Raw genomic sequence first — 20,305 nt, 5'->3', positions numbered from 1 at the left:
GCTCAGGTGTGGCTCGTGGGGGTGTTCGTCGAGTGTGCCGGTCGGGTGCGGAGGCCGGGTGCGGAGGTCGGGTGTGGAGGTCGGGTGTGCCGGTCAGGTGTGCCGGTCAGGTGCGGCGGACGAACCCGGCCATGAGGCCCCGCAGTTCCCAGCCGAGCGAGGCGTACAGCGCCCGCCCCTCCTCCGTCGCGCCGAGGGCGGCCGTCTCCGCGCCCGCGTCGAGGGCGGCGTCGGTCAGCAGCCGCATCACCGCGCTGCCGAGCCCGCGGCGCCGGTGGGCCCCGTCGGTCTCGATGCGGTCGAACACCGCGAGCGCGCCGTGCACCCCGGTGTGGCCGCCGGCCGCGAACTCGCCGTCCGGGGTGAGGAGTCGGGCGTACGCCACGCCGTTGCCGCGCTCGACCTCCGCCGTGTAGCCGGCGGGCAGGCGGACCTCCTCCCGGCGCAGCACGGTCGTCATCATCAGCTCGTCGGCGTTGCGCTCCCAGGCCGGGCCGAGCAGGCAGAGGGCCGCCTCCGGCTCGACGAACCCCTTGATCCGCGCGTACGGCCGGTCGGCGGCGGCCGCGGCGGCCCGGACGCTCCGCTCGTCGGTCCGCAGCAGGACGTGCCGCACGGACTCCCTGCCGCGTCCGACGTCGACCCGCAGCCCCCACGGCACCTCGACCGGCGTCGGGCAGCGGCGGGCCGCGGCCAGCCCGTGCACCCAGGCGTGCGTCAGTTCGTTGTCCGGCGCCATGCGTTCCCCCCGATGCGGCGATCCTGATCGCCGCAGCCTATCCCGGGGTCACCACGCGGCCTCCCGGTAGTCCTTGAGGAACACCCCCGACACCGGGGAGCCGGACTCGCCCCGGACGATCGGGTCGTAGACGCGGGCGGCGCCGTCGACGATGTCGAGGGGCGTGCGGAAGCCCCGGTCGGCGATCCGGGCCTTCTTCGGGGCCGGGTTCTCGTCGGTGATCCAGCCGGTGTCGACGGCACACATGTGCACGCCCTGGCGGGCGAGTTCGGCGGCGCTCGTGCGGGTGAGCATGTTGAGGGCGGCCTTGGCCATGTTGGTGTGCGGGTGGCCGCCGGTCTTGTTGGCGACGGCGAAGCGGCCCTCGACGGCGGTCACGTTGACGACGTAGCGGCGCGGGTGCGGGGAGGCGAGCAGGAGGGGGAGCAGGCGGTCGCAGAGCAGGGCCGGGGCCAGCGCGTTGACCAGCTGCGTCTCCAGCACCTCCGCCGGGTCGAGCTCGCCGAGCCGGGCGGACCACGAGTTGCCGGGGGCGAGGTCGGGCAGCAGGCCGGCCTCGTCGGGCAGGGTGAGCAGCCCGTGCGCCGCGGCCGGGGCGGGGTCGAGCTCCGCGGCGGGCCAGGCGGCGGTGAGCGCGGGCATCGGCCGGAAGCCCGGGGCGTGCGCGACGGCGCGGCGGTCGGCGGCGGGCAGGGCGTCGTGCTCCCCGGCGGCGAGCAGCGCGTACGACTCGGGCGGGCGGCGCAGGGTCTGCGCGGCGTTGTTGATCAGGATGTCCAACGGCTGTCCGTCGGAGCGCAGTTGCTCGGTGAGCCCGAGGACCTGGCGCGGGTCGCGCAGGTCTATCCCGACGACGGTGAGCCGCTCCCACCACTGCGCGCTGCCCTCGGCGGCGCGGAAGCGGCGGACGGTGTCGTGCGGGAAGCGGGTGGTGACCGTCAGCTCGGCGCCGTCGCGCAGCAGCATGAGCGCGAGCTGGAAGCCGATCTTGACCCGGCCGCCGGTGAGCAGCGCGCGGCGCCCGCGCAGGTCGGTGCGGAGGCCGCGCCGGGCGGTGTTGTCGGCGGCGCAGTCCGGGCAGAGCATGTGGTAGAAGCCGTCGACCTCGCGGTACTGCTGTTTGCAGACGTAGCACCGGCGCGGTGTGCGCAGCTCCCCGACGGGTCGGCCGGTCGGCTCCCCGCTGGCCGGGGCGAGCGGGGCGTCCTCGCGTCGGTCGAGGGCGCCGGTCGCGGTGGTGGCGAGCAGGGCGGCGTCGGCGTCCCGGACGGCCTGCTTGGCCTCCTGACGGCGGCGCTTGCGGCTCTCCATCACGAAGGAGCTGAGCTGTCGCTCGGCGTGCAGGCGGGTGCGGTCGTGGGGCGGCAGGTCGCGCAGGCGGCGCAGGGTGCGGCCGAGGGCGGCGAGTTCCTCGGCGGTGACGGTCTCCGCGGCGCTGCCGGCAGCGGCGCCCGCGGCGCCGCGGCCGGTGGCCCGGTCGTGTTGGTGGTCTTCCGTTCGAATCGTCCGGACCGTCATGTCCGCCCCCTTGTGGTCGTGCCGTGGGTCGGACTGTAACGGAGGGTCGCATGTGATGTGACTTCAATAAACCGGGGTGCGAGCCGGCCGGGTGCGAACGGTGGGGTGCGAACGGCGGGGGGCCGGTGGCCGTTCGGCCCACCGGCCCCCGCCGCAGGGAATCCCCTGGTCAGCCCGCGTACTTCGCGAAGATCTTGGCGAACTCGTACGGCTGCTGCGGGATGTTGGTGCACTTGGACAGCGAACCGCCGGTGCACGCGTTGGCGTCCCGGGTGGCGTCCCAGAAGGCCAGCAGGCCGAGGTGGTTCTGCTGGGCGAAGGTCACCAACTGCTGGGCGGCCGCCTGGTTGTAGACCTGGTGGTCGTCGTTCTCGCCGATCATCGGGGTCACGCCGACCGCGGCCCACAACTGCGCGTCGGTCTTCGCCGGGTACAGCGCCTTGAGCTGGCCGAACAGGGCCTGCGCGGCCTGGACGGCGGCGTTGCCGTAGTCGGTGCCGGAGCGGTAGTAGTCCATCGCCATGATGTTCACCAGGTCGACGCTCACGCCCGCGTCCCGGGCCGACTTGACGATGGCGACGCCGTCGGAGGTCAGGCCCTCCGGCAGCACTGGCAGGGTGAACGACACCTTGAGGCCCGGGTTGGCCTGCTGGAGCTTGGCGAGCGCGGCCGAGCGGCGGTCGTTGGAGGCGGTGTCGGCGATCGCCGCGCCCTCGATGTCGAAGTCGACGTAGCGCAGGTTGTAGGCCTTCACCACGGCGTCGTACTCGGCGAACAGCGAGTCCACGGTGCTGCAGGCGGCGGCGAGTTCGGTGCCGCTCGCGCCGCCGAAGGAGAGCTTGACGTCGCCGCCGGCCGCGCGCAGCGCGTCCACCTGGTCCTTGGCCCAGCCGGTGCGCGGGTCGTAGGCGTTGAACCAGCTGGCCTTGCAGCCGACACCGGTCACGAAGCCCATCGTGTAGCCCTTGAGGTTGCCGGACTTGGCCATGTCGGGCATGGACGGCGTGGGCCAGGCGCCCATGTCGATGTAGGGGGCGACCGGGAGGGCGACGTTCGGCGGCGGGGTGCCCGGTCCGCCGGTCGGGGTGCCCGTCGGGGTGCCGGTGGGCGTCACGGTCGGCGTGGCGGTCGGGCTGGGGCCTCCGCCGCCGGGGCCGGTGAGGGTGACGTCGTCGGCGAGGTAGGCGCCCTGCCCGTACCAGCCGTGCAGGTAGACGGTGACGCTGGTGGTGCTCGGGCCGGTGGTGAAACCGGTCGACAGCTGCTGCCAGCCGGTGCCGCCGGGGGTCCAGGTGGCCGGGTCCGTGACGCCGTTGCCGGTGGCGCCGAGGTACACGTACTGGCCCTGCACCCAGGCGCTCAGCGAGTACGTCGTGTTGGGCTGCACGCTGACGGTCTGTCCGCACTGCGCGGTGTCGCTCGCGCTCGCCGCGCCCTTGAGCGCGTAGGTGCCGCCGTGGGCACCGGAGTTGACGACGCTTCCGGTACCGGCGGAACAGCTCCACGGGTTCAGCGAGCCGCTCTCGAAGCCGGCGTTGGCGAGCAGGTTGGTGTCGGCGGCGCCGGCGTTCCCGGCGAGGGCGGCGAGGCCGCCGGCCGCGAGCGCGGTGGCCGCGGCGAGGCTCAACAGCTTGGTGCGGCCCGGGGACCGGCGGTGCGCGGGGGCGTCGTGGGGCGCGGTGGGCATGGGGGTGCCTCTCGGGGACGGTGGGCCGCCCGTGCCGCACAGGTGGGGGCGCGGGCGGGCGGCCGACTGGGGGCGTGGTCCGGTGCGGGGGAGCTGTGTGTGGGGGAGCTGCGTGGGGTGCTGAGGATCAAACTGGACTAGACCAGCTGTGCACGTCAAGCACTTCCCCGGTCCCGGGGGCCCGCCGTGAGCAGGTTTAGGACGCGTTTAAGGAGACGGCTCCGCACGGTTCCGCACGGGCCCGGAACCGTGCCGCGCTTGACCTTGAGTGCACTCCAAGGTGGAGGCTGTTCCCCGTTGGCCCGCTGAGCAGGTCGGTCCGCTGGGCCACGGGAACCGGGCCACCGGAACTGAGCCACCAGATCGGAGAACCGTCATCATGCGTACCGCCCCGTTCGGACTCAACGGCCCGGAGATCGGCGTCCTCGGCCTCGGCTGCATGGGGATGACCCACGCCTACGACGTGGGGAACCGGGACGACGAGAAGTCCGTCCAGGTGATCCGCCAGGCGCTGGACCTCGGCGTCACGCTGATCGACACGGCCGACATGTACGGGCCCTACACCAACGAGGAGGTGGTCGGCGCCGCCCTCGCAGGCCCGTACCGCGAGCGCGCGTTCCTCGCCACCAAGGTCGGCATCGTCCCGGGCGGCAGCGGCCAGGGGGACCGCAACGGGCGCCCCGAGCACGTGCGGCGATCGATCGACGAGAGCCTGCGCCGTCTCGGCACCGACCACGTCGACCTCTACCAGCTGCACCGGGTCGACCCGGCCGTCCCGATCGAGGAGACCTGGGGCGCCTTCGCCGAGGTCGTCCAGGCCGGCAAGGCGCGGCGGATCGGCCTGTCCGAGGCGACCGTCGAGGAGATCAAGCGGGCTCAGTCGGTGCACCCGGTGGCCTCCGTGCAGTCCGAGCTCTCGCTCTGGACCCGGGACGCCCTGGCCGACGTCCTGCCGTACACCGAGGAGCAGGGCATCGCGTTCCTGCCGTTCTCGCCGCTCGGCCGCGGCTTCCTGACCGGCAGCATCTCCTCCTTCGACGAGCTGCCCGCCGACGACTTCCGCCGCCGGCTGCCGCGCTTCCAGCAGGACGCGCTCAAGGCGAACCTGGCGCTGGTCGCGAAGGTCAGGGAGGTCGCCGAGCGGATCGGCGCGACGCCCGCGCAGGTCGCGCTGGCCTGGACGCTGGCGCAGGGCCGGTACGTCTTCCCGATCCCGGGCACCCGGACCCCGCGCTACCTGGTGGACAACGCCGGCGCGGCCGACGTCGTGCTCTCCGCGGCGGACCTCGCCGAGCTGGACGCGATCCCGTCGGCGACCGGCGGGCGCTACTGAGCGGCCCGGATCCTACCGCTCCTTGACCCACACCTGCTGCCGTCCGGTCTCCGCCGGGGCCCGGACGGCGGCGTCGGCGATCCGCTCCAGCCGGTAGCCGAGCTTGCGCGGGACGGCCGCGCTGGCGCCGTTCGCCTGGTCGCAGCGGATCTCCACCCGGGCGATCCCGGGCAGCGCCAGCGCGGCCGAGGTCAGCGCCCCGGCCCCGGTGGTCGCGATGCCGCGGCCGACGTGCCGGGCGCTCACCCAGTAGCCGATCTCCAGCGCGCCGGGGCCGATCCGGCCGTGCAGGCCGAACGCGCCGATCACGCTGCCGGGTTCGGCGTCCAGTCCGACCAGGTACATGAAGTCGGTGCCGGCGTCCCAGGCCGCCGTTCCGGCCCTGGTCAGCCGGGCCGTCCTGGCCCGGCTCGGCGCCTCGGCCGCCCACTCCAGCCAGGGCCGCAGGTGGTCCAGGTTGGCGCGGACGGCCTTGGTGAGCGCGGCCGTGTGTGTGCTGAGCCGACGGTGCAGCGAGACGCCGCCGGCCAGCCGCAGCAGCTCCGGGGGCCGGCCGGCGGTGGCCTCGCCCGGCGCCGCCGGGTGGTGGTCACAGGACCGTGGCTGTGCGTCGCTCATGACGGCGATTATGTCCTTGGCCAGGACCTGTCACCAGCGGCGTCCGCCGTGGACCGGAAGCACGCGGGAGGCGGACGTCCGCGGCCCCGCGGTCGCGGGAGCGCTCAGAGCCGCACGAGCACCTCGTCGAGCTCCTTGCGCCGCAGGTCCGGCACGCGCGCCCCCTCGGCCGGGTAGCCGACCGGGATCACGTACGCGGCGCGCTCCTCCGCCGGGCGCTCGCACACCTCGTTCAGGAACTTCATCGGGCTCGGCGTGTGGGTCAGCGTGGCCAGTCCGGCCTGGTGCAGCGTGGCCAGCAGCAGCCCGACCGCGATGCCCACCGACTCCTTCGTGTAGTACGGGCGCGGCGAGCCCGGCCCCTTGTGCACCTCGAACACGACGATCACCGCCGGCGCGTCCTCCAGGAACGGCTTGTGCCAGTCGGTGCCGATCGGCGCCAGCGCCGTCAGCCACTCCTCCGAGGCCCGGTGCGCGTAGAACTCGCGCTCCTCCGCCTCGGCGGCCTCGCGCAGCCGCCGCTTGCGCTCCGGGTCGGTGATCACCACGAACCGCCACGGCTGCACGTGCGCGCCGCTGGGCGCGGTGTTGGCGGTGCGGACCGCCCACTCGACCACGCCGTCCGGGATCGGGCGGGTGGAGTAGTCGCGGACGGTGCGGCGCTGCGCCATCACGTCGTGGAACGACCTGCTGCGGGCCTCGGCCTCGTGGGCCGGCACGGTCATCGGGGTGTGCGGGACGGTCGGGTGGGCCGTCTCCGCCACTGCGCTCTCTGCACTCTCAACCATGGCGGACAGCACAGCACATGACGGTTCCGCCGGGAAGAGGTCGAGACCAATCCCGGCGGAACCGCCAAGTGCCGCGTGTCGTGCGCGCCGTGCTGCGCCCGGCCCGGACGTGCAGCTGCTACAGCTCGTGCACCCGTCCGTCCCGGACCTCCAGGCGCCGGTTCACGGTGACGGTGTCCAGCATCCGCCGGTCGTGCGTGACCAGCAGCAGCGTGCCGGTGTACGACGCGAGCGCGGACTCCAGCTGCTCGATCGCGGGCAGGTCCAGGTGGTTGGTGGGCTCGTCCAGCACGAGCAGGTTGACCCCGCGCGCCTGGAGCAGCGCCAGCGCGGCGCGCGTGCGCTCGCCGGGGGAGAGGGTGGCGGCCGGGCGCAGCACGTGCACCGCCTTCAGGCCGAACTTGGCGAGCAGCGTGCGCACGTCCTCCGGCGACAGCTCCGGTACGGCGGCGGAGAACGCCTCTACCAGCGGCTCCCCGCCCAGGCTGTGCTCGTTCTTGAAGATGTGCCCGCGCGCCTGGTCGACCTCGCCGACCACGACGCCCGAACCCAGCACGGCGCTGCCGCCGTCGAGTTCGAGCCGGCCGAGGAGGGCGGCCAGCAGCGTGGACTTGCCCGCGCCGTTGGCGCCGGTGATCGCGACCCGGTCGGCCCAGTCGATCTGCAGGTCCACCGGGCCGAAGGAGAAGTCGCCGCGGCGGGCGACGGCCGCGCGCAGGGTGGCGACGACGGAGCCGGAGCGCGGCGCGGTGGCGATCTCCATCCGCAGCTCCCACTCCTTGCGCGGCTCCTCGACCACGTCCAGCCGCTCGATCATCCGCTGCGTCTGCCGGGCCTTGGAGGCCTGCTTCTCGGTGGACTCGGTGCGCTTCGCCTTGGCGTTCTTGTCGTTGTCGCCGCTCTTGCGGCGGGCGTTGCGGACGCCGTGCTCCATCCAGTTGCGCTGCATCTGGGCGCGCGCCTCCAGCGAGGACCTGGTGTCGGCGTACTCCTCGTACTCCTCGCGGGCGTGCCGGCGGGCGACCGCCCGCTCCTCCAGGTACGCCTCGTAGCCGCCGCCGTACAGGTTGACCTGCTGCTGGTGCAGGTCCAGCTCCAGCACCTTGGTGACCGTCCGGGCCAGGAACTCGCGGTCGTGGCTGATCAGCACGGTGCCGGCGCGCAGGCCCTTCACGAAGGCCTCCAGCCGCTCCAGGCCGTCCAGGTCGAGGTCGTTGGTGGGCTCGTCGAGCAGGAAGACGTCGTAGCGGGAGAGCAGCAGCGAGGCGAGGCCGGCCCGGGCGGCCTGGCCGCCGGACAGCGCCGTCATCGGCAGGTCGAGCGAGACCTTCAGGCCGAGCGAGTCGGCGACCTCCTCGGCGCGCTCCTCCAGGTCGGCGCCGCCGAGGTCGAGCCAGCGGTCCAGGCTGGTCGCGTACGCGTCGTCGGCGCCCGGGCGGCCCTCGACCAGGCCCTCGGTGGCCGCGTCCAGCTCGGCCTGCGCGGCCGCGACGCCGGTGCGCCGGGCCAGGAAGTCGCGCACCGACTCGCCCTCGCGCCGCTCCGGCTCCTGCGGCAGGTGGCCGACGTTGGCGCTCGCCGGGCTGAGCCGCAGCGAGCCCGCCTCGGGGGTGTCCAGCCCGGCCAGCAGCCGCAGCAGGGTCGACTTGCCGGCGCCGTTCACGCCGACCAGGCCGATCACGTCGCCGGGGGCGACGACCAGGTCCAGGCCGGAGAAGAGGGTGCGTTCGCCGTGGCCGGCGCTGAGGTCCTTGACTACGAGTGTGGCGCTCATGATGGGGCCGATTCTACGGAGCCGCGGGCCCCGGGCGGAAAACACCGGGGTCGCGGCTGTTCCCAGCCACGGCCCCGGTGCTCACTCGCCTGGACGTTCATGCGTTCAGGCGCTCGGCTTGCTCCCGCGCGGCGCTACTTCGTGGTGCTCCTGCGCGGTGCTGCTTCGTGGTGCTACTTCGTCTTCTTCGAGATGTAGTCCAGCGCCTTGGCCGCGACGTCGTCCAGGTACGGCCCGGCCTCCCAGGTGTTGTCCTCGCCACCGATGGAGGTGTCCGAGACCAGCACCTGCTTGCCGTCCTTCATCGCGAACCAGCCGCCGCCGCTGTCACCGCCGGTGCCGTTGCAGCCGGAGGTCAGCATGGCCGGGCGGGACGGGTCGATGGTGCGGCGGGCCGGCTTCGGGCCGTCGCAGTGGTCCAGCTCCATGCCGTCGAACGGCTTGGCGGCCGGGTAGCCGTAGCTGCTGACCGCGGTGATCTGGTCGCGCGGGGCGTTGAACCAGACCGGCACGGAGCCGCCGACCGTCTCCTCCAGCGACTTGCCGCCGCCGTCCGGGTTGGCGACCCGGACGATGCCGAAGTCGTACTGGCTCCACGGGCCGCCGCTCTCCGGGTCGGCCTCGCCGGCCCAGGTCGGCGACACGATGCCGGCGGTGGCGCCCCACTCGCCGAACGGCTCGGCCTGCGCCAGCGAGCCCTGCTTGCCGCCGCTGAGCACGCCGTTGCTGTTGAAGGCCGGGGCGAAGACGATGTCGGTGTGCGACTTGCCGCCCTTGCCGCCGTGCAGGCAGTGGCTCGCGGTCCACACCAGGTTGCTCTTGCCCGGGTTGGCCGGGTCGGAGATCACGGTGCCGGAGCAGACGTACTCCTGGGTGCCGTCCATGAAGAACAGCTTCCCGTTGACGTTCAGGTTCTTCGCGAACGGGTGCTGGACCGGCTTCATCTGGACCAGGGCCGGCTTCGGGTCGTTGCCGCCGTCGGCCGGCGGCTGGACCGGGGCCTGCGAGGTCGGCTGGGCCGGTGCCGGCGCGGCGCCGGTCGGGGCCGGGGCGGTCGGCTGGCCGGTGGGCTGGTTGCCCAGGCCCGGCTTGACCGGCTTCGCCTTCAGGATCTTCTGCAGGTCCCAGTAGCCCTTGACGGCCGGGGTGATGACGTTGGCCTGGGCCCACTTCTCCCAGTCCTCGGGCTTCCACTTCTTGATCTCGTCGACCGTCGGGAGCTTGATCGGCGCGGCGCCCGGCTTGGCCGTGTCGCCCGCCGCGGCAGCGGTGGTGGGCGCCGCGGTCTGCGCCCCGGTCGAGCTGTCGCTGTTGTCCGGGCCGCACGCCGAGGCCAGCACCATCGTCAGCGCGACGACGGAGGCGCCCAGGGCGGCACGGGTGGTCCGGGATATCGATGACATCGTGTTCTGTTCCCCCTGTGAATGAACGCCATACGGCCCGATCCGCGGGTACGGCCGCGAGGGCCGCAGGTATGGCAGGTGAGGAGTCTGCCATGCCGCATAAGGGCTTTCTCACGTCCGCCCCCGACTGCGACGAGGCTGTCACGGGATCGGCACCGGATCGGCACCTCGGCATTGCCGCCTTCGCCGGCGCCGGTCCCGCGGCTCCGACGCCGGTCCGCGGGGCGTACGGAAATTCGGTTGCGGAGCGGTGCGCGGGGTCCGTAGCGTCGTGTCCGTCAGTCACCCGAACAGGAGCAGGCCGTTGAACTACTGAGGTCCCAGGACACCGCCCCGCCGCGCAGGCCGCTTCGCCGCGCGGTGTGCGTCATGGTGTGCGACCTCGGTCACGGCCCCTGTGGTTCCCCACGGCTCGTGCGGCGTTCTTCTCAGCTGTCCTCCGCCGCGTTCTGCCGTTCTCCGCCGCTTCCCGCCGTTTTCCGCCGAGCCCTTTCGCGCCCTTCCGCACCCGCGGTGTCTCCCCGTGTTGCTCACCCCGTTTCTCCACCAGCAACCAACCGGGAGGCCGACCATGGCACAACCCACCACCGCCGTCCTCTGCACCGACCTCGACTTCGAGTGGCCCGACGGCAAGTCCGTCCTCGACGGCTTCCAGCTCGCCGTCGGCCCCGGCCGCACCGGCCTGATCGGGCTCAACGGCGCCGGCAAGTCCACGCTGCTGCGGCTGATCGCCGGGGACCTCACGCCCTCCGGCGGCACCGTCCGCGTCGCGGGCGAACTCGGCTACCTGCCGCAGGGGCTGACGCTCGACACCGCCCTGCGCGTGGACGAGGCGCTCGGCGTCCGGGCCGCCCGCGAGGCCCTGCACGCCATCGAGTCCGGCGACACCGCCCAGCACCACTTCGACGCCGTCGGAGACGACTGGGACGTCGAGGAGCGCGCCCGCGCCACCCTCGACAAGCTCGGCCTCCAGCGGCTCGACCTCGACCGCACCACCGGCGAACTCTCCGGCGGCGAGGCCGTGTTGCTGCGGCTGGCCGCCTTGCTGATGCGCCGCCCCGACGTCCTCCTGCTCGACGAGCCCACCAACAACCTCGACCGTGCCGCCCGCGAGCGGCTCTACGAGACGGTGGCCGGCTGGCGCGGCGTCATGCTGATCGTCAGCCACGACCGCGAACTGCTCGAACACGTCGACCAGATCGCCGACCTGCGCGACGGCCGGATCACCTGGTACGGCGGCAACTTCACCGAGTACGAGCGCACGCTCGCCGCCCAGCAGGAGACGGCCGAGCGGCTCCTGCGCAACGCCGAGGCCGACGTCCAGCGCCAGAAGCGGGACCTCGCCGACGCCCGCATCCGGCTCGACCGCAGCGCCAGCTACGGCAAGAAGCGCTCGGTCACCCGCAACGACCCGCACATCTTCGCCGGCATGCTCAAACGCCAGGGCCAGGAGACGGCGGGCCGGCTCACCGGCATGCACACCGAGCGGCTGGAGGAGGCCAAGCAGCGGCTCACCGCCGCCGAGGAGGCGGTCCGCGACGACGCCGAGATCCGGATCGACCTCCCGCGCACCGCCGTCCCGGCCGGTCGCACCGTGCTCACCCTGCAGAAGGTCCGGCTGCCCAACGGCGCCACCGCCGACCTCGACCTGCGCGGCCCCGAGCGGATCGCGCTGGTCGGGGGCAACGGCAGCGGCAAGACCACCCTGCTGCGCACCATCGCGGGCGAACTCGTCCCGCCGGCGGGGGAGGTCACCACGCCGGTGCCGCTGCGCCACCTGCCCCAGCGGCTCGACCTGCTGGACGACGGGCTCACCGTCGCGCAGAACGTCAAGCGGTTCGCCCCCGCCGCCGGGGACAACGCGATCCGCGCCCGGCTCGCCCGCTTCCTGTTCCGCGGCGGGCGGGCCGACCAGCCGGCCGTCACGCTCTCCGGCGGCGAGCGGTTCCGGGCCACCCTGGCCGCCCTGCTGCTGGCCGACCCGCCGCCGCAGCTCCTGCTGCTCGACGAGCCGACCAACAACCTGGACCTCGCCAGCGTCCGCCAGCTCACCCAGGCGCTCGCCGCCTACCAGGGCGCGCTGATCGTGGCCAGCCACGACCTGCCGTTCCTGCGCGGCCTCGGTCTCACGCGGTGGCTGGAGCTGGACGGGGAGCTGAGGGCGGTGGCCCCGATGTAGCCGTGGCCTGCTCCCGCCCACCGATGTTGTTCCTCGTCCGACAGCACACGGCGGGCCGGGCTCAGGGCCGAGTCCTTGAGCCCGGCCCGCTCGTCGGGGGTGAACACCGGCACCCGCGGGTCCGGCGGGACGCCCGGACCGTCGAAGCCGTCCTTCCGCGCCGTGGTGCGGTCCGGTGTTCAACTGCCTTGGGAGCCAGTAGCATCGGGGTCATGCCAGCGCTCAACATCGAGTACACCGAGCACGAGCTCGCCGCGATCCGGGCGGCGGCGGCCGCGGACGGGAAGAGTGTCAAGGCGTACGTGCACGACCTGAGCGTGCGGGAGCAGCAGCGGCGGGTCTTCGTCGATCACGCGGTGTCCTTCTGGAAGGAGCACCGCGCGGAGTTCGACGCGGCGTTCCCGGAGGACGCGCCCGCCGCGTGAGGGGGCGGGCGTGACGGTGTTGCACGTCGATCTGCGCTGGCTGCTGGACGTCCAGGAGCACGCCTCGCCGGAGGACCTCAGCGTGCGGGACTACTCGGCGCTCCAGGCCGCCGTCGCGCGACACCGGGTCAACACCGCGCAGCTCGGGCACGAGGCCGACGCCGCGTGGTGCGCCGCGACGCTGATGCACACGATCGTCCTGCTGCGGCCGCTCCCGGTGCGCAACAACCTGTACGCCTGCATGACCACGGCCGCGTACATGCATGCCGCCGGCGAGGGCGTCGACCCTCCGTACGGGGCGCTGGTGGAGCTGGCCCGGGACGTCGCCGAGGGCCGGGCGGACGTCTACACGGCGGCCGACCGGATCCGCTCCTGGCGGATCTGAGCACGCGTGGGCGGATCCCACGAGTGATCGACCGGCCGCCGGGGTTCGGTGCTACGCCTCGGTGGCGGCGGGCCGCAGCTTGCCCGCGACCAGCGTGCCCAGCCGGTCCAGGCCGACCACGGCCGCGCCGAGCACGACGAACTCGACCGTCAGCATGCCGATCTGACCCCACACGTAGCCGTATCCCTTGGTCGTCGGGTCGAAGAAGAAGTACGGGTACTTCAGCGGGAAGTCGGCGAACAGCGCGTTGCGGGTGAGCACGATCGCCGCGTACCCGAGCGGGAAGGCCAGCCAGAGCGGGATGTCCCGCCAGGCGGAGGCGTTGCGGGGCTTGAGCAGCAGCCAGTCGGCGACCACCATCAACGGCGTCACGTAGTGCAGGAAGAACGACGACCAGTGCGCCAGCTTGTCCGGCCCGTCGACGAGCCCCGGCAGCGGGTTGGCGCCGTGCTGGAGCAGGATGTGCGAGACCAGCCCGGTGATGACGATGTACAGCGTGGCGGCGCCGCGCAGTCTGGGCGCGGGCGCGTCCACGGTGCCGCGCTTGAGCATCCAGTAGGCCGCGCCGATGAAGTAGCCGAGCACGATGACGTTGCTCTGTACGGTGAAGTACACGAGCGACGCGTTGCCGAGCGTCAGACCGAGGAATGCCGACAGCGCGATGCCCATGCGCCACCACAGCGCCGGGCGGGTCCGGACTGACATGCGGCCACCAGTTCGTTTCAGGCGATACGGGAGGTATCGGACGGGCAGGGGATCGAAGCACTCTACTCGCAGGTAGTGGCCGGATGAAAGAATCGTTCCTGCGTGGAGGGCGCTGAGCGGCTCAGCCGGGGAGCGCGAACCCCGAGCGGCTCAGCCGGGGAGCACGAATCCCGACTCGTACGCCGCGATCACCGCCTGGGTGCGGTCCCGGGCGCCGAGCTTCGCGAGCACGCTGCCGACGTGGGTCTTCACCGTCTCCTGGCTGACGACCAGCTCCCGCGCGATCTCCCCGTTGTTCAGCCCGGTGGCCATCAGCCGCAGCACCTGGGCCTCGCGCTCGGTCAGCCGCCCGATCGGCCCCCGGTCCGGGGCGGCGGCGCCGCGGGCGGCCGCGGGCGCGTGCCGCAGGGCGAGCTCCCGGACGGCCGCCGGGAACAGCAGCGAGTCCCCGCGGGCGACCAGCCGCACCGCCTGCACCATCTCCTCGGCCCGCGCCCGCTTCAGCAGGAACCCGGCGGCACCGGCCCGCAGCGCGTCGTACACGTGGTCGTCGTGCTCGAAGGTGGTCACGACGAGGATCCGCGGCGGCTCGGCCATCCCGCCGACCAGCTGTTCCGTCGCCCGGATCCCGTCGATGCCGGGCATCCGGACGTCCATGAGCACGACGTCCGGCCGCAGTTCGCGCACCAGTGGCACGACCTCGGCGCCGTCCGCCGCCTCGCCGACGACGTCGAGGTCCGGCTCGGCGTCGATCACCACCCGCAGGCCCATCCGGACCAGCCGTTCGTCGTCCGCGATCACCACGCGGATGTTCCCCGTCATCTCGTCTTCCCCGTCGGTTGGTTGGCGTTCGGTCGGCGTTCGGTTGGCGTCTGGGTGGCGCTCGGTCGGCGTCGGTCGGTGTCGGTTCGCATCGGTCGGCGTCCGGTGGGTGTGTGGTCGATGTCCGGTGTCCGGTGGCTGATCGGCCGGCGTTCCATCCGTTCCTACCGGCCGGCGGGCAGCCAGACGGCCAGCCGCCACGCCGTGCCGTCCCCGGTCGGCCCCGCCTCGCTGCCGCCGCGCAGCGCCGCCGCCCGTTCCCCGATGCCGCGCAGCCCGCGCCCGCCGCCGGGGCGGCTGGGGCGCGCGGAGCCCAAGGGGTTGGTCAGTTCGATGTCCACCCGGCCGTCGGCCAGGGCCACCCGCAGCGCGGCCGGCGCGGGCCCGGCGTGCCGCAGCACGTTGGTCAGGCCCTCCTGGACGATCCGGTACGCCTCGCGGGAGACCGCCGGCGGGAGCCGGTCCAGGCCGGGGGAGAGCTCGGCGTCGACCCGCACGCCGGTGCGGGCGAGCTGACGCAGCAGGTCGTCCAGCCCGGTCAGGGTGGGGCCGGCGGGTCCGTCTCCGGTCTCCTCCTCGCGCAACAGCCCGAGCACGGTGTCGAGTTCGGCGACGGCGGCCCGCGCGGTCTCCTCGATCGCGGCCAGCGCCTCGGCGGCGAAGTCCGGGTCGCTGCGCAGCACCCTGGCCGCCGCCGAGGCCTGGATGCCGACGGCGCTCAGCGCGTGCCCGACCGAGTCGTGCAGTTCCCGGGCCAGCCGGTTGCGCTGGGCGAGCACGGCGGCCCGGCGTTCGGCCACGGCCAGCCGTTCCTCGGGGGTCGGGCCGAGCAGGACGGGCGCCCAACGCGCGAGCAGCGCGCCGCACGCCGCGTTGGTGCCGGCGATCAGGGCCAGGACGGCCAGGCCGAGGGCGACGCCGGTGAGCATCCAGCCGGGAAAGCCCCGCTCCCAGTAGTGGGTGAGGTCGTTGACCCCCGGGAAGTCGAAGATGAGCACGACCGCGAACGGCGCCCCGGCCAGCGTCATCCCGGCGACCACCCCGCCGAGGAACAGGTGCAGCACGTACCAGCCGGCCGCGCGGCGCCGGGCCGCCCACGACCGGGCGGGGCCGGTGGCCAGCGCCTCGGGCCGGTCGGGCGTGCACAGGGCCCGCGCCGCCGCGCTCTCCAGCGTGCGGACGGTCGGCAGCAGGGCGGTGACGGCGGCCATCGGCAGCGAGGTGCCCACCGAGAGGAGCTGGAGCAGGAGTTGGCGCAGGTGGGACTGGTTGTTGTTGAGCGCCCCGAACAGTACCTGCGACAGCAGCCAGTACGGCATCAGCAGGGCGCCGCCGAGTACCAGGTGCACCCAGCGCAGCCGTGCCCGTCGTCCGAACAGCGTCTCCGCCGTCCGCCGGATCCGCCCCTGCCGCTGCGCCCGCGCGCCCGTTTTCACCTGCCCGCCCCCGTGGTCACGCGCGCGACTCTACGGCAGGCGACGGCCTTGCGGCGGCGGCCGCCGCCCGTTCGGTCAGCGCCATCGCGCCCGCCGCCAGGGCCAGCAGGCCGGCCACGACCTGCCCGGCCTCCACCAGGACCATCAGCCCGGGCACCGCGTGAGGCAGGTCCGGGACGGTCGTCGTGCTTCCGAACGCCACCAACTGCCAGGCGCCCCAGGCGAAGACCGACCCGGCCGCGGTCCACGCCACCGCGAACGGCGTCCGCAGCCGCCGCCCCGGCCCGATCCGGAATACCAGCACCAGCAGGGCACCGGCGGAGGCCACCGCCATCAGCGCCGTCACCGCGTCCATCGTCGCGATCGACCTGCTGCGCTCCTCGGCCCACTGCAGCGGCAGCCCGACCGTCCCGCCCGCCGCCCAGTACGCCCGGACCACCGCGACGCCCAGCCCGAGCAGCGCGGCCACGCCCGCGAAGACGCGCTGCACGACGAGCGTGGGGGAGTCCGGCAGGTCGCCGATCCGGTCGTGCAGCAGGCCCGCCCAGCGCCGGCGGGCGTACAGGACGAAGGCGAGGATCAGTGCCACGCCCTGCACCGAGAACCCGCCGTACACCAGCCCGAACACCCAGCCCGCGAGGCCGTCGTCGGCCTGCTGCGCCGCGTTCTGGTGCTCCGGGCCGAGCACCAGCCCGGCGATCAGTGTCACCGGCACGGCCACCAGGATCGTTCCGAGCAGCCCGGTCGCCACCCACATCGGGAACGCCACCAGCCCGGCCCGCACCCGTCGGCCCCACGGCCGGACGAAGGTGAGCGCGAGTGCCAGGGCGATCGCGTCCATCCCGAAGGTGATGAGGTTGAGCAGCCAGAGCTTGTCCATGGAGCCCGGGTCGCGCACGCCGACCTCGGACCCGCTCAGCCAGAGCGACTTGAGCGTCAGGTAGGGCACCGTCGAGGCCATCGCGACTCCGGCCGCGACGCCCCGCACCACATCCTCTTTGTTCCTCATGCCCCTACGGTCGCGCCGGGGGCGGGGGCGGCACGTCGGTCCTGGAAACGATCCCCCTCCCCCTGGCGGGGGATCCGGCAACGGGGTCCTGCGCCAGGGGGAGGGGAGGGGGGAGAGGGAGGGTGAGGGGAGGTGAAGGGGCGGGGTGGGGCGGGGTGGGGTCTCAGGGCATCCGGTGGATCAGGCGCTCCTCGTGGTCGACCCTGCCGTCCGGGTCCGGGACCAGCCCGAGCCGCTCGGCCAGCCGCCGCGACGGCAGGTTGTCGGCACGGATCAGCGCGGTCACCGGCAGGCCGGGGAACCGGGGCAGGGCCTCCGCGAGCGCGGCCCGGGCCGCCTCGGCCGCGTACCCGAGCCCCCAGGCGGCGGGCCGGAACCGGTAGTAGAGGTTGAACACCGGCTCGTCGTCCAGCGTGTGGAAGCACACCCCCGCGAACCCGATCACCACCCCCGGCTCCTCGCGCGTCGCCACCGTGCAGTACCCGACCCCGTCCCGCGTCCACTGCGCCACGAAGCCGTCCAGCATCGCCCGGCTCTCCGAGCGCTCCCGGTGCGGCCCGTGCGGGTTGTACCGGTTGGTCTCCGGATCCCCGTGAACGGCGAACACCGCCTCCACGTCGTCGTCCTGCGGCCGCGTCAGCAGCAGCCGTCCGGTCTCGGTGACGATCGTGCGTCCGGCAACGGTCATGACGGTTCCCCCGTGTCATCCGTAATAGATCCAGTGCACCCTAGACCATTACCCCCGTCGTCCGCCTCACGGAATCGGCTCACATCCGACCGCCTCGCCCCCGGCCGGGTGGTGAAGTCCGGGTTCCCCCTGCGTGGCTCACATTTTCCCGGTGCGGAGGGGGTGCCCCTCGCAGCGCGAAGACGTTATTGGGTAGCGCCGTCAGCGGGCGGAGGGACTCTCCGTGGTCGTCGCGGCACGGGGGGGTTGGGGTGTCGAGGTCTTGTTACCGGCGGGTCGCTTCTCTATCATCGCGAGTGTTACAGCTTTACTGTCAAACCCCGAAGGGTTCTGCAGCCAGTGCGTGACACCAGTGGTTCCCAGGCCTCGGGTGGCGGTCCGTTGGCGGGTGTGCGGGTGGTCGAGCTCGCGGGGATCGGCCCCGGGCCGTTCGCCGGCATGTTGCTCGCGGACCTCGGCGCCGACGTGGTGCGGGTGGACCGGCCCGACCCCTCGCCGCTCGGCATCGACCCGGCGCGGGACGTCACCAACCGCAACAAGCGCTCGGTGCTGATCGACCTCAAGTCCCCGGACGGGCCTGCCCGGGTGCTCGACCTCGTCGAGCGGGCCGACCTGCTGATCGAGGGCTACCGGCCCGGGGTCGCCGAGCGGCTCGGCGTCGGCCCGGACGCCTGCCTCGCGCGCAACCCCGCGCTGGTGTACGGCCGGATGACCGGCTGGGGGCAGGAGGGGCCGCGCTCCGCGCAGGCCGGACACGACATCGGCTACGCGGCGGTCGCCGGCGTGCTCGGGCTGGTCGCCGCCCCCGGCGGGGCCGAGGAGGCGCCCGGGATCCCCGCGAACCTGCTCGGCGACTACGCGGGCGGCTCCCTCTACCTCGTCGTCGGCCTGCTCGCCGCCCTGCACCACGCCCGCGCCACCGGCACCGGCCAGGTCGTCGACGCGGCGATCGTGGACGGCGCCGCGCACCTCGGCAGCATGCTGTGGGGCCTGCTCGCGGCCGGCCACTGGCAGGACCGCCGGGGCGTGAACCTGCTCGACGGCGGCGCCCCCTTCTACGCGGTCTACCGGGCGGCGGACGGCGGTCACCTCGCCGTCGGCGCGCTGGAGCCGCGCTTCTACGCCGAGTTCGCCCGCCTGCTCGGCCTCGGCCCGGACGCGCCCGGCCAGCACGACCTCGCCCGCTGGCCCGAACTGCGCACCCTGATCGCCGAACGCTTCGCCACCCGCACCCGCGCCGAGTGGGAGGCCGTCTTCACCGGCTCCGACGCCTGCGTGGAACCCGTCCTGACGCTGCGCCAGGCCGTCTCCGACGCCCACCTGGCGGCGCGCGGCACCTACGTCGAGGCGGACGGCGTCACCCAGCCCGCCCCCGCCCCGCGGTTCTCCGCCACCCCCGGCTCGCTGCGCCGCCCGCCGGCCAGGCCCGGCGCGCACACCGCCGAGGTGGCCCGCGACTGGGACGTGCCCCTCCTGAGCCCCGACCCGGACAACTCCGCAGCAGAACAAGGAGCGTAGCGTTGCAGCGCGACATCTTCACCGAGCAGCACGACGACTTCCGGGACACCGTCCGGTCGTTCCTCGCCAAGGAGGTCCTGCCGCACTACGACCGCTGGGAGAAGGCCGGCATCGTCGACCGCTCCGCCTGGCTCGCCGCCGGGCGGCAGGGGCTGCTCGGCATCGCCGCCCCGGAGGAGTTCGGCGGCGGCGGCGCCCCGGACTTCCGCTACGCCGCGGTGCTGGCCGAGGAGTTCGCGCGCGCGGGCGTCCCCGGGCTGGCGATCGGGCTGCACAACGACATCATCGGCCCCTACCTCACCTCGCTCGCCACCGAGGAGCAGAAGCGCCGCTGGCTGCCCGGCTTCTGCAGCGGCGAGATCATCACCGCGATCGCGATGACCGAGCCCGGCACCGGCTCCGACCTCCAGGGCATCCGCACCCAGGCGGTCGACCAGGGCGACCACTACCTGCTCAACGGCGCCAAGACCTTCATCTCCAACGGCATCCTCGCCGACCTCGTGATCGTCGTGGCCCGCACCACCCCCGAGGGCGGCGCGCACGGCCTGAGCCTGCTCGTCGTCGAGCGCGGCACGCCCGGCTTCGAGCGCGGCCGCAACCTCGACAAGATCGGCCAGAAGTCCCAGGACACCGCCGAACTGTTCTTCGAGGACGTCCGGGTGCCGAAGGAGAACCTGCTCGGCGAGCTCAACGGCGGCTTCGTCCACCTGATGCAGAACCTCGCCCAGGAGCGCCTCGCGATCGCCGTCGCCGCGATCGCCGGAGCCGAGTACCTGGTCGAGATCACCACCGACTACGTCAAGCAGCGCGAGGCCTTCGGCCGTCCGCTCGCCAAGCTCCAGCACGTGCGCTTCGAGATCGCCGAGCTCGCCACCGAGTGCGCCGTCACCCGGGCGTTCGTCGACCGCTGCATCACCGAGCACAATCGCTACGCTCTCACCCCGGCGGACGCCTCGATGGCCAAGTGGTGGGCCACCGAACTGCAGAAGCGCACCGCCGACCGGTGCCTCCAACTGCACGGCGGGTACGGGTACATGAGTGAGTTCCCGGTCGCCCGGGCGTTCACCGACGGGCGCATCCAGACCATCTACGGCGGCACCACCGAGATCATGAAGGAGATCGTCGGCCGCTCCATCCTCGGCTGACGCCCTTCCGTCCGGCCTCCGGCCCTCCCGGATCTCCCGGTTCTCCTCGTCCTCCGGCCCCTAAGCCCTGAATCCCCTAAGCCCCGAAGCTCTGAAGTCCCGAAGTCCTGAAGCCCCGAAAGGCGTTCCCACC

Annotated in this window: 18 protein-coding genes; 6 read left to right on the top strand and 12 right to left on the bottom strand. The window is 73.5% G+C overall.

All coding sequences use genetic code 11. The annotated features are described in order from the left end of the window. Nucleotides 1–106 precede the first annotated feature (106 nt). From ACFVU9_RS13895 to ACFVU9_RS13885, 3 genes are all read right to left on the bottom strand, one after another. A complete protein-coding gene (locus ACFVU9_RS13895; RefSeq protein WP_387593228.1) occupies nucleotides 107–739 on the bottom strand; it encodes a GNAT family N-acetyltransferase in 633 nt (210 codons plus the stop codon). Nucleotides 740–787: 48 nt separating this feature from the next. After that, entirely contained in the window at nucleotides 788–2,257 is a 1,470-nt protein-coding gene (locus tag ACFVU9_RS13890; RefSeq protein WP_387593225.1) for an SDR family oxidoreductase, read from the bottom strand. A gap of 169 nt (nucleotides 2,258–2,426) precedes the next feature. Next, nucleotides 2,427–3,944 carry a carbohydrate binding domain-containing protein gene (locus ACFVU9_RS13885; protein ID WP_387593222.1) on the bottom strand — a complete coding sequence of 506 codons (1,518 nt, stop codon included), beginning with the start codon at nucleotides 3,942–3,944 and terminating at the stop codon, nucleotides 2,427–2,429. 379 nt (nucleotides 3,945–4,323) lie between these two features. Between ACFVU9_RS13885 and ACFVU9_RS13880 the strand changes: the two genes are divergently transcribed. Next, complete coding sequence (locus tag ACFVU9_RS13880) at nucleotides 4,324–5,277, top strand: aldo/keto reductase (RefSeq protein WP_380505322.1); 954 nt, start codon at nucleotides 4,324–4,326, stop codon at nucleotides 5,275–5,277. Nucleotides 5,278–5,289: 12 nt separating this feature from the next. Here the strand turns inward: ACFVU9_RS13880 and ACFVU9_RS13875 are convergent, their stop codons facing one another. From ACFVU9_RS13875 to ACFVU9_RS13860, 4 genes are all read right to left on the bottom strand, one after another. Next, nucleotides 5,290–5,895 (bottom strand): GNAT family N-acetyltransferase, encoded by a 606-nt coding sequence (locus ACFVU9_RS13875; RefSeq protein WP_380437509.1) that lies wholly within the window; start codon nucleotides 5,893–5,895, stop codon nucleotides 5,290–5,292. Between the two features lie 104 nt (nucleotides 5,896–5,999). Next, nucleotides 6,000–6,683 carry a nitroreductase family protein gene (locus ACFVU9_RS13870; RefSeq protein WP_380437507.1) on the bottom strand — a complete coding sequence of 228 codons (684 nt, stop codon included), beginning with the start codon at nucleotides 6,681–6,683 and terminating at the stop codon, nucleotides 6,000–6,002. Nucleotides 6,684–6,801: 118 nt separating this feature from the next. Then, the gene (locus ACFVU9_RS13865; protein ID WP_380437505.1) at nucleotides 6,802–8,457 is read right to left on the bottom strand and encodes an ABC-F family ATP-binding cassette domain-containing protein; all 1,656 of its coding nucleotides are present in this window, start codon (nucleotides 8,455–8,457) and stop codon (nucleotides 6,802–6,804) included. A gap of 173 nt (nucleotides 8,458–8,630) precedes the next feature. After that, a complete protein-coding gene (locus ACFVU9_RS13860; protein WP_380437503.1) occupies nucleotides 8,631–9,860 on the bottom strand; it encodes a trypsin-like serine peptidase in 1,230 nt (409 codons plus the stop codon). Between the two features lie 571 nt (nucleotides 9,861–10,431). Here ACFVU9_RS13860 and ACFVU9_RS13855 point away from each other — a divergent pair. The 3 genes from ACFVU9_RS13855 (at nucleotide 10,432) to ACFVU9_RS13845 (ending at nucleotide 12,849) form a co-directional block, all read left to right on the top strand. Further along, nucleotides 10,432–12,039: an ABC-F family ATP-binding cassette domain-containing protein gene (locus ACFVU9_RS13855; RefSeq protein WP_380437501.1), complete on the top strand. Its 1,608-nt coding sequence runs from the start codon at nucleotides 10,432–10,434 to the stop codon at nucleotides 12,037–12,039. A 212-nt stretch (nucleotides 12,040–12,251) separates the two neighbouring features. Beyond that, nucleotides 12,252–12,464, top strand: coding sequence for a hypothetical protein (locus ACFVU9_RS13850; protein ID WP_380437499.1), 213 nt, complete (start codon nucleotides 12,252–12,254; stop codon nucleotides 12,462–12,464). A 10-nt stretch (nucleotides 12,465–12,474) separates the two neighbouring features. Then, nucleotides 12,475–12,849: a toxin Doc gene (locus tag ACFVU9_RS13845; protein WP_380437497.1), complete on the top strand. Its 375-nt coding sequence runs from the start codon at nucleotides 12,475–12,477 to the stop codon at nucleotides 12,847–12,849. Nucleotides 12,850–12,900: 51 nt separating this feature from the next. On the opposite strand, the gene ACFVU9_RS13840 is transcribed toward ACFVU9_RS13845, so the two are convergent. The 5 genes from ACFVU9_RS13840 to ACFVU9_RS13820 all read right to left on the bottom strand — a co-directional run bounded on the left by ACFVU9_RS13840 (nucleotide 12,901) and on the right by ACFVU9_RS13820 (nucleotide 17,509). Next, the gene (locus tag ACFVU9_RS13840; RefSeq protein ID WP_380437495.1) at nucleotides 12,901–13,554 is read right to left on the bottom strand and encodes a Pr6Pr family membrane protein; all 654 of its coding nucleotides are present in this window, start codon (nucleotides 13,552–13,554) and stop codon (nucleotides 12,901–12,903) included. Between the two features lie 150 nt (nucleotides 13,555–13,704). After that, nucleotides 13,705–14,376, bottom strand: coding sequence for a response regulator (locus tag ACFVU9_RS13835; RefSeq protein WP_380437493.1), 672 nt, complete (start codon nucleotides 14,374–14,376; stop codon nucleotides 13,705–13,707). Between the two features lie 164 nt (nucleotides 14,377–14,540). Then, nucleotides 14,541–15,812 carry a histidine kinase gene (locus ACFVU9_RS13830; RefSeq protein ID WP_380437491.1) on the bottom strand — a complete coding sequence of 424 codons (1,272 nt, stop codon included), beginning with the start codon at nucleotides 15,810–15,812 and terminating at the stop codon, nucleotides 14,541–14,543. Nucleotides 15,813–15,828: 16 nt separating this feature from the next. After that, on the bottom strand, nucleotides 15,829–16,821 hold the full coding sequence (locus ACFVU9_RS13825) for a hypothetical protein (protein WP_380437489.1): 993 nt from the start codon (nucleotides 16,819–16,821) through the stop codon (nucleotides 15,829–15,831). Nucleotides 16,822–16,984: 163 nt separating this feature from the next. Continuing rightward, nucleotides 16,985–17,509, bottom strand: coding sequence for a GNAT family N-acetyltransferase (locus ACFVU9_RS13820; protein WP_380437487.1), 525 nt, complete (start codon nucleotides 17,507–17,509; stop codon nucleotides 16,985–16,987). A gap of 339 nt (nucleotides 17,510–17,848) precedes the next feature. Between ACFVU9_RS13820 and ACFVU9_RS13815 the strand changes: the two genes are divergently transcribed. Continuing rightward, nucleotides 17,849–19,027: a CaiB/BaiF CoA transferase family protein gene (locus ACFVU9_RS13815; protein ID WP_380437485.1), complete on the top strand. Its 1,179-nt coding sequence runs from the start codon at nucleotides 17,849–17,851 to the stop codon at nucleotides 19,025–19,027. Between the two features lie 2 nt (nucleotides 19,028–19,029). Then, nucleotides 19,030–20,172 carry an acyl-CoA dehydrogenase family protein gene (locus tag ACFVU9_RS13810; protein WP_380437483.1) on the top strand — a complete coding sequence of 381 codons (1,143 nt, stop codon included), beginning with the start codon at nucleotides 19,030–19,032 and terminating at the stop codon, nucleotides 20,170–20,172. Nucleotides 20,173–20,305: the final 133 nt, after the last annotated feature.

Origin of the sequence: Kitasatospora sp. NPDC057936 (assembly GCF_042887525.1) — a bacterium.
GTDB lineage: Bacteria > Actinomycetota > Actinomycetes > Streptomycetales > Streptomycetaceae > Kitasatospora.
This window is presented reverse-complemented; position numbering and strand designations above follow the sequence as displayed.